Origin of the sequence: Lacinutrix sp. (assembly GCF_029238095.1) — a bacterium.
GTDB lineage: Bacteria > Bacteroidota > Bacteroidia > Flavobacteriales > Flavobacteriaceae > Lacinutrix.
Map to the genome: position 1 here is coordinate 141819 of NZ_JAQWGS010000027.1, position 12883 is coordinate 154701.

Consider the following 12883-nt stretch of genomic DNA (forward strand, 5'->3'; position numbering starts at 1 on the left):
TATTGGTATAAAAAAAGCCTCGCAATGCGAGGCTTTTTTTATACTAAATGATAGCAATATTAATTATCATCACTAAACATATACTCTATTTGAAATATTTGACCTTGTTGTGTAACATTAAAACTTTGTGTTTTAACAATATTATTTACATCCTTAATTATTAATGTTGCTTGGTAAGCTACAAAAGGCATAGGACTTAAATCCTCATATTTTAACTTAAAAACCGTTTGTAAGCTAACCACTCTATTTTCATATGGTTTAATGTATGGAGAGGTACTAGACAACTCTACCAAATCTACATCATCAATAGTTGTAGTAATACTAGCATCTCTATCGTCTGTAGTTGTCACCTCAAAATTCATTGTGGTTGTTTTAGGAAATGCAGAACCTCCTGTTGTTCCTCCATCGTCTGAAGAACAGCTAAATACGATAGCTAAAATAAATATTGAAAAAATCTTTTTCATAATTAATAGTTTTTATTGCACTGTTTTTGCTCTATAATCTTCAATCTCTGAAGCTTCTTTTAAAGCGTTATATAGTCTTGTGTTTATAGAACTCGCTTTTTCAGTTGCTACTTGATTAGCAAAAGACTGATAATTCTCTAGCTCAACTGCTGGTGTTTTTTTAGTAACCTGTACCATATATACACCTTTTACTCCAGTAATTAACCTAGATGTTTGTCCTTCATCTAATCCAAATGCTGTTCCCACAACTAAAGGTTCTGAACCTGCTCCTGGAATAGTAGGATTTTTCATATTAATTGCTGGTGCTGTCTTGACCGTTTGATTTTCTGCTGCTGCAACATCTTCTATAGTTGTAGCACTAATTCTATCCATTATTAATTTTGCTTTCTTTTGCTTTCTAATTTCTGGTAGAGCTGTTACGGAAGCATCTTCTGTATTCATTAATCCAGCTTCATTTTTTGCCGTAATTTGAGCAACAATATAACCATCTGTTGTTTCAAAACGTTTAACATCTCCTACTTTAGATCCATCTTCAAATGTCCAACGCACTAAACTTCTTAGTGGTCCAACACCTGGAATATTTTCGTCTAATTCTTTAATTGTAGTTACAGGATTAACCTCTAATGTATTGGCTTTTGCTGCATCTTGAAAGTCTTGCTTTTCAAGTTCTACTTCAAAATTAGTAGCAGTTCTAAATACTTCATTTTCTGTTTCTACAGAAGGTTCAATAACTCTTTCGATTGTTGCAACTTTGTATGAAGGTTTTTTAGATTTTCTATCTAATAACTCCATAACATGAAAACCAAATTGAGTTTTAACAACTCCCAAATCACCAATATTCTTTGTGATTTCGAATTCATTAAATTCCTCAACCATTGTGCCACTTGCGTGCCAATCGTAAACACCTTCTTTAGCAATACTGCCTTGATCTGAAGACATTGATACTAATCCTGCAAACTTTGATTTATCTTTTCTTATAATAGATAAAATACTATCTGCCGTCTTTTTTGCCTCAAGCTCTGTTTTAACAACGTTTGGATTTGTACTTAAAGAATCTTTAAAAGGTATTAATATATGTCTTACTTTTAAAGAATCGTAAGATTGTTCTGTTTCTAGTAGTTTAGTAATTTTATAACTTGTTCCTTCTTTATAAGGACCATAAACTTCGCCTACATTTAATTTAACTATATTATCTCTAACTCCTTCTGCAAAAGAGGATGCAAATAGAAATCTATCTTGAAATTTAACAGCACCATCAGATTCTGCATTGGCAAGTGCAATAGCGTCTTCTGTATTCATTTCTGCAAAACCTGGTGTTTTTTCTGTTTCTTTTGTTGTTTCGTTATAGATTTCTGTTCCTTTAATAAAATCATTAAGTTCTGCTTTAATAGCATTTTCATCTTCTAAAGATGGTATGTTTTCAAACTTAACATATTGTAAATCTGTAGAAGCTTCAACTTCGTATTTTTTCTTGTTTTTATTGATGTAAGAAGTAATTTCAGATTTAGAAACTTCAATAGTACTATCTGCAATAGTAGTAAAAGGAATAGACACATATTTAATGTCAACTTGTTCACTTTGTAATTTATGCTCTAACTCACCTTCTGCTAAAGTTGCTGTAGATGCAGCTTTAATCATATTAATGTAGTTTTGTTGTAATGCACTAGATGCTGCGGCATTTTCTTGCTGAATCCATCTGTTATAAAAACCATTTTGACTATTAGATTTCTTTAAATCTAGTATGTATTGATTTAGTAAAGACTCATCAAAAATACCATCGGCATTTAAAAATTGTGGACTATTTGCATACGTTTTCTTTAATAAATCACGCATTTGCTCTCTACCTACAGTTAAACCTAATTGGTTAAACTGAGATTCCATTACTGCTTTTCTAACTTCTATGTCATAAACTTGGTTCATGATTTGAGATTGCGTTGCATTAGGATTGTTACGATCATCTACTTGAGCCATAAATTCTTGACGTGAAATGTCTTTTCCGTTAATAGTAGCTACTACATCTGGAGATTTATTAAATAATGCATCTTTGTTATCGAAAAGACTCGATAGTATAAATGCAAAAAGTGCTAATGCGATTACCAATATTAGTACAACTGTTTTCTGTCTTATCTTATTTAAAATTGCCATCTGTTGAAATAGATTATATGCTAATTGTTATTTGAAATATAGTGGGCGAAAATACCATTTTCTATTTAATAATAAAAGTAGAAATTGGCAATAATTTTATTATTATTAAAAGGATAGTTTAATTTTAATAAAATAAAGGCTAAATAGAGTCTTTTTAAAGGTTAATCGTCTGTTTTAACTTTTAAAGACACTAAATCTATTTTAGTATTTGAGACTTCTAATATTTTAAATTGAAAATTTTCTGTAGTTACAATATCGTTTTGTTGCGGTATTTCTTCTGTATGGTCTACTATTAATCCTCCAAGTGTTTCGTAATTTTCTCCTTCTGGTAGGTTTAATTTATGCACCTCATTTAGGTAATCGACTTCTAATCTTGCAGAAAAAATAAAATTAAAATCGTCAATTTTTTCTTCTCTTAACACAACAGTGTCATGTTCGTCTTCTATTTCCCCAAAAAGTTCTTCAACAATATCTTCAACAGTCATAATTCCTGAAGTTCCACCATATTCGTCTAAAACCACAGCAATACTTTTACGCTTTTTAATAAGGATGTTTAAAATATCGTTTGCCAGCATAGTTTCTGGTACAAATTCAACAGGTAACACCATAGCTTTTATGGTTTTGGGATTTTTAAACAACTCAAAAGCGTGAGCATAACCAACAATATCGTCTATAGTGTCTTTATATATTAATATTTTAGACATACCTGTTTCTGTAAATAATGTGCTTAAATTTGAAACAGTATCGTTAATCTCTAAAGCCATAATCTCTGTTCGAGGAATCATAACCTCTCTTGCCTTGACTTCTGCAAACTCTAAGGCGTTTTGAAATATTTGTATTTCGGTATCGATATTGTCATGCGCTTCTACAGATTCCATTTGTTCACTAATATAGTGTCCTAGCTCTACTTTGGAGAATGCTAATTGTACTTGGTCACCTTCTGTTTTAAAGAATTTTTTAAGTACGAAATCTGAAATCCATAGCACAAAATCTGAAATAAAAGTAAATAACAAATAAAACAAATAAGCAGGAAATGCTAACACTTTAATTAATGTATTACTATAAATTTGAAAGAATACTTTAGGAAGAAACTCTGCAGTAAATAATATTAATAGGGTTGAGATAATAGTTTGCGACAACAAACTTAAATCTGTTAACAGGTACTTTAAAAAAGGATAGTTACCAACAAGAGAAACAAACCACTTTACCAGTAAATCTCCCATAAAAAAACCATAAATAACCAATGCTATATTATTTCCAATTAGCATTGTTGCGATAAACTTTGATGGTTTTGCTGTTAATTTTGAAAGAATTTTAGCTAAGAAATCGTCTTGCTTTTTCTCTATTTCAATATGAATTTTATTGGCGGAAACATAAGCAATCTCCATACCTGAAAAAAATGCCGAAAGTATTAACGACACTATTATAATACCAATAATTACTGTTGTAGTCATGTATTACTTGTTATTTCTATCTTCATATTTTTTATGAAAATGTCTTCTAAAGAAAAACATAAAGGTCGCTAGCGCAAATAGAAACAAAGATAGATAGGCATGGTTTGTATCTGTATTCCATGTTGTTATACAATCGTATAAAAAATATATACCTGCTATAATATAGATGTATTGAGAAAATTTTAAATATTTCATTTGCTTGTATTGGTTATAGTAAAGATATATAAAATTTAGAAACCGAAATAGAATAGTATTATTCTTCGCCAATATAGTAACTGCCGCTTATTTCTAAAACTTCTGCTTTTTTAAAATCACGATCAGAATCGAAACCTTTACCATTAGTTAGGTAATCTATAGTTTTATGTTTTACAGGTAAATTTGTAAACATCCATTGCTTATTTTGGTCGAAATATAATTGGTCTGCAAATAAACTATCGCCTTGATGAGAAGAAATCACAACGTTTCCCTGCATGTCTATTACATCTGTTTCACTGTAAATAATGGCATAATCTGAAACAATTGTTGTGCGTTGATTTTGATCATCGAAAACGTGCAATGTCACGCCATCTGGAAATTCTGAATAACCAAATGTCCTGTTTTCAAAATCTAACAGTTTTGGACTAATTAAATTTGCAACAACACGACCAGAATCTGTACGCTTAGCGTTAATATCTATGCCAACGCCTTGAGGTTCGTTTTCGCTAATACCAATTTTATTAACTTCTTTAAAGTTATTAGTACAAGAAAAAAACAAAGTCATAGCTAATGCTATGACTCCGTTTTTTATAATATGTACTTTATTATTTTCCATTAATTAATTTTTGGAACAGTAATACTTCTTTGAATCCAACAACCAATTTTAATCGTTTTACCAGACATATCCTCTTTAAAAATATCAGGCTTTGAAGGCGCTAAAGCTCTATACTTACTTGCAGTATCACTACTTGCTTTTGCTGCTTCGTTAGCAGCTAACCAATAGATAGCTCTTTTCTCGAAGTTGGTATTCCCACAGCTTTTTACACTTCCTGCATACATAGATGCCACTTGTAAATAACCACTAGCATCTGCTGGATTTAACTCCATAGACTTGTAATAATACTCTCTAGCTTTGCTGTTGCTTCCTTTAGACTTAAACTCACCAGCTAATTTTCTGTATAATTTCGCTTTCTTTAAAGGATCTGTTTGTAAAGATAATGACTGATCGAAATATCTTTGCTCTCCTGTAATTACATATAAGTACCATGCAGTATCTGCATTTGGTTCTAAGGTGTTTTTCTGCTTTACAATTTTAACAAACATTGGGTCTTCTTTACAACCTTTAGCATATAATTTATTCATAGCTCTTTGTAACCATACACCATCGCTTTTGTTTGCCTCGTAATCTCTTTGGTAAATTGGGATTAAGACTTCGCAATTTGCTCTGTCTCCTAGTTCTTGATCTACACTTGGAGTAATTTTATCAAAAGCAGCTAGTGTTTGTGTATAGAACCTCTTATATTTTTCGTCTTTAGAACTTATTTTTTCTCCTTTAGCAATAAGTTGATTTAACTTAGTAGAATTTTCATCAACTTCTTTTTCAATTTTATCAACAATATCATCATACTTATCAAAAAGTTGTTGTGGCGTTTTTAGACCTTTATCGTACAAACTCACCATCATTTTAAAGTAAATATACAACCCTTTTGGACTTGTAAAGTTCTCTAAATCAACTTTATAGATTGAGTCAAATTCATTATATAATTGCTCATCTGTTAAACCTAATAATTCTTTATATTCGTATCTAAGCTCTGCCTTTTTAGCTTCGAACTTTCCTTTTGGAGATTTACTAGCATAATTAACCATTCTAGAATCCCATAACATTAATAATTCGTTAATGTTTTCTACTTTTTTAGCATCTGTAGTTGCTGCTTTTAATAGACCTTCAAACATATCTTCTCCATATTTGTATAAACCAGAGAGATTGAATTTTGGACAATCTTTAATGGCCTTTCTGTAATATGGAAGAGCTTCTTCATATTTTTTTGCCTTAACAGTTTCTGCAAATAAAGACATGTTATTGGTGCAATCTTCATTACTTGTTTGAGCAAAAGTTATATTGAACCCAAAAAGTAAAAATGCTATTAATAATGTAATGTTAGTTTTCATAATCTTAATGTTTGTGTTATTAGTCATATTTTCTTTTTTCGAACCATCTATCGTTTAATGATAAACTTACTTTAAAGTTTAAAAAGTTCTCTTGAATTAAGTTAGCGTTAGTTGTACCACGTTTTCCAATTTCAAATCCTAAATTGGCATTAGAAAATGGATTTCTAATTGTACCAACTGGTAAACCTACTCCAAAAGATATGCCAAACTCTTTAATAGCCTCATTTTGCACTTCTAAACCTGTGTTCTCAAAACGTAAACCTGCTCTATAAACTACTCTATTCCAATAGTTTGAAAACGAATTGTATTTAGGAATATAAAATCCTCCTAAAGATAATGTTGTAGCATCTACAAACGTAGTTCCTGTATTTTCGTACAATGCATTAGAAAACTCGCTTGTGTTTTGTGTGGTATATTCTACTCCTGCAAACCATTGCCTTGGTGCACCTACACCTGCTCCAAAAGAAAGTCTAGAAGGTAATTTTAACGTTGTAACGTCTAATCCAGCTGCAGCCAAATCTGCATTTATGGTGTTAACTGCAAACTCTGCTCCTGTGATGCTATTTATTGTTATGTTAGAAAATGATCGTTGATTATTAGAGTTTAAATCGCTTGAAGGTGAAAACGTTAAAGCAGATTGTAACTGTAGCTTATCTGAAACCATACGTTCATAATGCAAGCCTAAATTAAAATTAAGTCCACTTAAATCTGATCTATTTTCCTCTCTAGATTGGGTTTGTAAAAGTTCACCATCACTGTTGTAGCCAAACTCTATAGTATTGTTTTGAATATTTCCAAAGTTATAATTTGCATCTATTCCAGCACTTAAACCATCGGTTATTTGGTAACCAAAAGAAACAAAAGCCTTGTTTAGACCTCCTTCTCCTCTAAAACGCGTATCTAAATTACCAGAAGCATTATTGGTTTCCAATCTGTAACCTACTGCTGTATAAGGCAACAAACCAAAACCAAAACCAAGCTTACCAAGTGGCACAGATAAGGCTAAATAATCAAAGGTTGAAGATTTAACTCGATCTGAACTTGAATTTGTTTTTAGTTTTGTAGAGGTGTGTCCTCCTCCAACAGCAAACTTTACAGGACGACTTTCGTTTTTAAAAGTTTCAATATTATTTCCACCATAAGTTGCTGGATTTCTCAAATTAATATGAATACTATCTTTATAAATACTCAAACCTCCCATACTTATATTCTCTACAGTACCTTTAAATTTTAAAGTTCCAATACCGTAAAAAGAATATGGTGAAGCTGTTGTTTCTTGAGCGTAACTTTGAATTGCATATAGTGCAATAAAAACTAATACAAGTTTTTTTATCATTTGTGTTGATTAAATTGTAAAATAAAATTCAAACCTTCTAAAAGGAAATTTGAATTCGCAAATATGCTACTTTTTAATTGTTTAGACAACATTTTAGCATCTCCTCCTGTTAAAATTACTGTTAAATCTTGATATTTTTCTTTATACTGACTTATTGTACCATCAATTTCGTTTAAAACACCATTAACTACGCCAGAATGCATAGAATTTGCAGTAGAATCTCCAATAATTTGTTTTGGAACTTCTGTTGTTAACAGTGGTAAATTTGCAGTTTGATTATGCATGGCTTTGTAACGCATACGAACACCTGGAGAAATTGCACCTCCTAAATATTCGTTTTTACTATTTATAAAATCGTATGTAATGCAGGTTCCAGCATCTATTATTAAAACATTATTGTCTGGAAATTCTCCAACAGAAGCACATACTAAAGCTATTCTATCGATGCCTAGCGTTTTGGGAGTGCTATATAAATTTTTAAAAGGAAGATTTGTAGTATGTGATAAAATTTGAAGTTGAAACTTTGCTTTTAAATATATCAAGGTTTTACTATCTAATTTACCAACAGAAGACACTATTACTTGATTAATTTCCTCGAATTTTTTTTGAAGCTTTTTTACTTCAATACTACAATTTTTAGTCTCTATACGCTCTTTAGCAATTAGCTTGTTGTTTCTAAAAACAGCAAGTTTAGTATACGTATTACCTACATCTATAATTAAATTCATAAATTAAATTTAAAAAACAAACTTACAAAATTGAACTTATAAAATTCACTCTATTTAACTGATATAATGATAACTGAACCAGTATATCAAATTTAAAAATTAATAAAACATTAAAATCTAATAAAATTTTACATTTTTTGTTTTGTAGGTATTAAAAATGAAGCTATATTTGCACTCGCATTTTTATGCAACTGGTGCCTTAGCTCAGTTGGTAGAGCAAAGGACTGAAAATCCTTGTGTCCCTGGTTCGATTCCTGGAGGCACCACCACTAATAAGCCTTAAGCGTTTGATTTTAAACGATTTAAGGCTTTTTTGGTTTTAAGAAATTAGTAAAATAGCTATGTTTTTTTTGCTAAATATTTTTTTCTAATAATTTCACCAACTGGTATATTCTCTATTTTACTTTCTAACCAAGAAATAACATCTAAATACAAAAAGGCACGACGCTCAAAAGGATGGTCTTCATATACTTTGAGTTTTTTATGTAAATCAATAAAAGCATTCTTTAAATTTTGTGGATAGATGTCTTGAAGGCCACGAATAAACTTTATCATTTCTTTTTGAACCTCATGTAAGTCATTCATTTTAATTAAAAACTTATAAGTACCACGTAATAAGGATTCTAGATGGTAATCTAAGCCTGCTTCATAATGTGCAACCAAATTTAAAACTCTAGAAAAACACAACAAATCTTCACGCATGGAAAGTGTTTTATTAGCTATAATTTTATCCAAATACTTTATAGAGGCTTTGTTGTTTCCTGCACCAAAGTGAAGACTCGCAAATTTGTAATAAAAAATCATTTTGTGATGTGGATCTATCCTGTTGTTAAATTGATGTAATTCAATTTCAATCTCAGGAATTAACACTAAACCATCATCAAAACTACCATCTATAAAGTGGCCATTTATTTTATGAAAATTACTATACAAAAATACAAGCGTGGACACATTTTCATCTTTTGGAAAATTAGTATCACTTGTAATTTTATTAAAAATTTTTAATTTTTGAACAAACTTTTCTTTATTGCGAATAAAGAATAATGATTCTAAAAGATAGTTATTTCCTTTTAGAAAAAAAACAGGATTTAAGTTTATCATATTTGGATATTGTTGAAATAAACTAACCCATTTTGAAGCATATTTATAGCAATTCAAAAAATCTTGCATTAAGAAACTATACCATAAATGCGCTTTGTAGAGCCATAATTTTTCTCTAAACCCTAGTTTTACTATATCAACCTTTGGAAGATGATTTTTAAAATAAGTAGATACAACATTACTTTCATTCTTATTTTTTACGTATCCTGTTTTTAAAATAATACCATACAACTGTAATGACAAATTAGACAACTTGCTCGTTATTACATTTAATTCACTTATTTCTTTTGCTTGAAAAGTAAGTTCGTCGGCTCTTGTGCTAATGCTTCTTGTTATGTATTGTGCTTCTATAATCTTTTCAAACTCAATGATTTCAAATGCCAAGTTTTTCTCTTCATTGGTAATCGCGAGATCACTAGCTTTATCTAATATTTTTAAACTCTGTTTGTAGAGTCCTTTATGATAGAGAATGGATGCAAAATCTAATTGTTCCCTAATTTGAGAACGAATATTTTGATGTGAAGGGTTTAATTTTAAACTTATTAAAATTTGTTTATACAAATGTGCTTTTACATTTGCTAATTGTTGTTTTTTAATTTGAGTGGATTTCAATATTAAAACCTCATCATATTGTTTTAGTTTATCTAAAACGGTAAATAAGTTTAAAAATTTTGAATCTTGATTAATACCTAATCTACCGACATAGAGTTTAAATTGTCGTTTCTCAGACTTAGAGAGGGATTTCACTAAGACAAATACAGGATCTTTTTGGTCTTTAGTCATCAACTAATAATTAGATTAAATATTTGATTTTTAAGTTTTTACAACAAATTTTATCGATTGAACATCGTAACATTTTCAAGAGTGATAATTAGTAATAATTAACCAAAGTATAAATTAGTCTTTCAATAGAAAAATAAAAAGTGCTTAAATGTCAAATAATCAAATTCAAATTTTCGATACCACACTTAGAGATGGAGAACAAGTTCCAGGTTGTAAATTAAATACAGAACAAAAAGTCGTCATCGCAAAACAATTAGATTTATTAGGTGTAGATGTTATTGAAGCTGGCTTTCCTGTTTCAAGTCCAGGCGATTTTAAATCGGTTGAAGCCATCTCAAAAATTGTAAAAAACGCAACAGTTTGTGGTTTAACACGTGCTGTAGAAAATGATATTAAGGTCGCTTCTGAGGCACTGAAATATGCAAAAAGACCTAGGATTCATACAGGAATAGGCACATCAGACTCACATATTATTCATAAATTTAAATCTAATAAAGACACTATAATAGAACGTGCTTTTGCTGCTGTTAAGTATGCCAAATCGTTTGTTGAAGATGTAGAGTTTTATGCTGAAGATGCTGGGCGTACAGAAAACGACTATTTAGCTAGAGTTTGCGAAGCAGCAATAAAAGCTGGTGCAACTGTATTAAATATTCCAGATACAACAGGTTATTGTTTACCTAGTGAATATGGAACAAAAATTAAGTATTTAAAGGAGAACGTAAAAGGCATTGAAAAGGCCATTTTATCCTGTCACTGCCATAACGATTTAGGTTTGGCAACCGCAAATTCTATTGAAGGTGTTATTAATGGTGCAAGACAAATAGAATGTACCATTAATGGTATTGGTGAACGTGCAGGAAACACAGCCTTAGAAGAAGTTGTAATGGTTTTAAAACAACACCCTTATTTAAATTTAGATACAAATATTAAAACCGAAATGCTATATGGAATGAGTCAATTGGTTTCCGATAGTATGGGAATTTACACCCAACCAAACAAAGCCATTGTTGGCGCCAATGCTTTTGCGCACAGTTCTGGAATACACCAAGATGGCGTGATTAAAAATCGTGAAACTTATGAAATTATAAACCCTAAAGACGTTGGTGTTACAGAATCTGCTATTGTATTAACCGCCAGAAGTGGTCGTGCTGCTTTAGCGTATAGAGCTAAAAATGTAGGTTACGAGTTAACAAAATTACAGCTTGATGATGTATATGCCAATTTTCTATGCTTTGCAGATAGAAAGAAAGAGATCAATAATAATGATATTCATCAAATTATCGAAACAAGTAATGTGTATCACCAAATAATATCAGCACAATATGAGCAATAAAACATTATTCGATAAGGTTTGGGATGCACATGTGGTAGACACCATAAAAAAAGGCCCACAAGTACTCTATATTGATAAACATTTAATACACGAAGTCACAAGTCCGCAAGCTTTTAATGAACTAGAAGCTCGCGGAATTCCTGTTTTTAGACCTAATCAAATTGTTGCTACTGCAGACCATAATACACCAACACAAAATCAAGATCAACCTATTAAGGATGATTTGTCTAGAAAGCAACTAGAACAACTCTCTACTAATTGTGAAAAAAATAATATTACACTTTACCAACTTGGCCATAAATACAATGGTATCGTTCATGTTATGGCTCCAGAATTAGGCTTTACACAGCCAGGAATGACAATGGTTTGTGGAGACAGTCATACTTCAACACATGGTGCTTTTGGAGCCATTGCTTTTGGAATTGGCACCAGCCAAGTAGCACAAGTTTTTGCAAGCCAATGTTTACTGTTAACAAAGCCAAAAAGCTTAAGAGTGAATGTAAATGGTAGACTTAAAAAGGGTGTTTTACCAAAGGATGTTATACTTTATATCATTTCAAAATTAGGTACCAATTCTGGCACAGGTTATTTTTGTGAATATGCTGGAGACGTTTTCCAAAATATGTCAATGGAAGGCAGAATGACCGTTTGTAATATGAGTATAGAAATGGGAGCACGAGGTGGTATGATTGCACCAGACCAAACAACTTTTAACTATGTAAAAGGAAGAGCATATGCTCCTAAAGGCAAAGATTTTGAAAAAAAAGTAGCCTATTGGAAAACGCTTCCAACAGATAAAGGTGCAACTTTTGACAAAGAATATACTTTTGATGCTGAAGACATAGAACCCATGATTACCTATGGCACTAATCCAGGAATGGGAATTAAAATTTCTGAAAATATTCCAACTATTAAAGATTCATCGTTTATAAAGTCTTTGGAATATATGAATTTTGAAGCTGGTGAAAGTTTAATTAACACACAAATAAACTATGTATTTATTGGTAGTTGCACAAATTCTAGAATTGAAGATTTTAGAGTTGCAGCGCAATATGTAAAAGGAAAACAGAAAGCAGATAATGTAACTGCTTGGTTAGTTCCAGGAAGCAAACAGGTAGAAGCTCAAATTATAGCCGAAGGCTTAAAAACTATTTTCGAACGAGCTGGTTTTGAACTAAGACAACCTGGTTGTTCAGCATGTTTAGCCATGAACGATGACAAAATTCCGCAAGGAGAATATTGCGTTTCTACATCTAATAGAAACTTTGAAGGACGACAAGGACAAGGTTCAAGAACCATTTTAGCAAGTCCTTTAGTTGCAGCTGCAACAGCAATAGCTGGAAAAATAGTAGATGTAACAGAAAATATTGAAACTTTAGAATTCGCATAGC

General features: G+C 31.0%; 11 protein-coding genes and 1 tRNA gene. 3 read left to right on the forward strand and 9 right to left on the reverse strand.

Features of this window, described 5'->3' with window-relative positions; genetic code table 11:
• Positions 1–59 precede the first annotated feature (59 nt).
• The 8 genes from P8H50_RS10170 to P8H50_RS10205 all read right to left on the reverse strand — a co-directional run bounded on the left by P8H50_RS10170 (position 60) and on the right by P8H50_RS10205 (position 8272).
• Positions 60–464, reverse strand: coding sequence for a hypothetical protein (locus P8H50_RS10170; RefSeq protein ID WP_300208573.1), 405 nt, complete (start codon positions 462–464; stop codon positions 60–62).
• A 12-nt stretch (positions 465–476) separates the two neighbouring features.
• A complete protein-coding gene (locus tag P8H50_RS10175; RefSeq protein WP_300208575.1) occupies positions 477–2609 on the reverse strand; it encodes a peptidylprolyl isomerase in 2133 nt (710 codons plus the stop codon).
• A 161-nt stretch (positions 2610–2770) separates the two neighbouring features.
• Positions 2771–4063, reverse strand: a complete 1293-nt coding sequence (locus P8H50_RS10180) for a hemolysin family protein (protein ID WP_300208577.1) — start codon at positions 4061–4063, stop codon at positions 2771–2773.
• A 3-nt stretch (positions 4064–4066) separates the two neighbouring features.
• Positions 4067–4258, reverse strand: coding sequence for a hypothetical protein (locus P8H50_RS10185; RefSeq protein WP_300208579.1), 192 nt, complete (start codon positions 4256–4258; stop codon positions 4067–4069).
• A 58-nt stretch (positions 4259–4316) separates the two neighbouring features.
• Complete coding sequence (lptC, locus tag P8H50_RS10190) at positions 4317–4874, reverse strand: LPS export ABC transporter periplasmic protein LptC (protein WP_300208581.1); 558 nt, start codon at positions 4872–4874, stop codon at positions 4317–4319.
• Positions 4874–6208, reverse strand: coding sequence for a hypothetical protein (locus P8H50_RS10195; protein WP_300208583.1), 1335 nt, complete (start codon positions 6206–6208; stop codon positions 4874–4876). Before P8H50_RS10195 ends, lptC begins: the two co-directional genes overlap by 1 nt.
• A 19-nt stretch (positions 6209–6227) precedes the next feature.
• The gene (locus P8H50_RS10200; protein WP_300208585.1) at positions 6228–7544 is read right to left on the reverse strand and encodes a hypothetical protein; all 1317 of its coding nucleotides are present in this window, start codon (positions 7542–7544) and stop codon (positions 6228–6230) included.
• Positions 7541–8272, reverse strand: coding sequence for a type III pantothenate kinase (locus tag P8H50_RS10205; RefSeq protein WP_300208587.1), 732 nt, complete (start codon positions 8270–8272; stop codon positions 7541–7543). The genes P8H50_RS10200 and P8H50_RS10205 overlap by 4 nt, the downstream gene beginning before the upstream one ends.
• 193 nt (positions 8273–8465) lie before the next feature.
• On the opposite strand from P8H50_RS10205, the gene P8H50_RS10210 reads away from it, so the two are divergent.
• Positions 8466–8541, forward strand: a tRNA-Phe gene (locus tag P8H50_RS10210).
• Between the two features lie 70 nt (positions 8542–8611).
• On the opposite strand, the gene P8H50_RS10215 is transcribed toward P8H50_RS10210, so the two are convergent.
• Complete coding sequence (locus P8H50_RS10215; protein WP_300208589.1) at positions 8612–10156, reverse strand: hypothetical protein; 1545 nt, start codon at positions 10154–10156, stop codon at positions 8612–8614.
• A gap of 148 nt (positions 10157–10304) precedes the next feature.
• Here P8H50_RS10215 and P8H50_RS10220 point away from each other — a divergent pair, with 148 nt between their 5' ends.
• Positions 10305–11492: a 2-isopropylmalate synthase gene (locus P8H50_RS10220; RefSeq protein WP_300208591.1), complete on the forward strand. Its 1188-nt coding sequence runs from the start codon at positions 10305–10307 to the stop codon at positions 11490–11492.
• A complete protein-coding gene (gene leuC, locus P8H50_RS10225; protein ID WP_300208593.1) occupies positions 11482–12882 on the forward strand; it encodes a 3-isopropylmalate dehydratase large subunit in 1401 nt (466 codons plus the stop codon). The genes P8H50_RS10220 and leuC overlap by 11 nt, the downstream gene beginning before the upstream one ends.
• Position 12883: the final 1 nt, after the last annotated feature.

Coding starts and splice junctions, on each gene's coding strand:
- P8H50_RS10200 (WP_300208585.1), bottom strand. CDS start 7,544: ATGATAAAAAAACTTGTATTAGTTTTTATTGCACTATATGCAATTCAA.
- P8H50_RS10215 (WP_300208589.1), bottom strand. CDS start 10,156: ATGACTAAAGACCAAAAAGATCCTGTATTTGTCTTAGTGAAATCCCTC.
- P8H50_RS10195 (WP_300208583.1), bottom strand. CDS start 6,208: ATGAAAACTAACATTACATTATTAATAGCATTTTTACTTTTTGGGTTC.
- P8H50_RS10180 (WP_300208577.1), bottom strand. CDS start 4,063: ATGACTACAACAGTAATTATTGGTATTATAATAGTGTCGTTAATACTT.
- P8H50_RS10175 (WP_300208575.1), bottom strand. CDS start 2,609: ATGGCAATTTTAAATAAGATAAGACAGAAAACAGTTGTACTAATATTG.
- P8H50_RS10220 (WP_300208591.1), top strand. CDS start 10,305: ATGTCAAATAATCAAATTCAAATTTTCGATACCACACTTAGAGATGGA.
- leuC (WP_300208593.1), top strand. CDS start 11,482: ATGAGCAATAAAACATTATTCGATAAGGTTTGGGATGCACATGTGGTA.
- P8H50_RS10170 (WP_300208573.1), bottom strand. CDS start 464: ATGAAAAAGATTTTTTCAATATTTATTTTAGCTATCGTATTTAGCTGT.
- P8H50_RS10185 (WP_300208579.1), bottom strand. CDS start 4,258: ATGAAATATTTAAAATTTTCTCAATACATCTATATTATAGCAGGTATA.
- P8H50_RS10205 (WP_300208587.1), bottom strand. CDS start 8,272: ATGAATTTAATTATAGATGTAGGTAATACGTATACTAAACTTGCTGTT.
- lptC (WP_300208581.1), bottom strand. CDS start 4,874: ATGGAAAATAATAAAGTACATATTATAAAAAACGGAGTCATAGCATTA.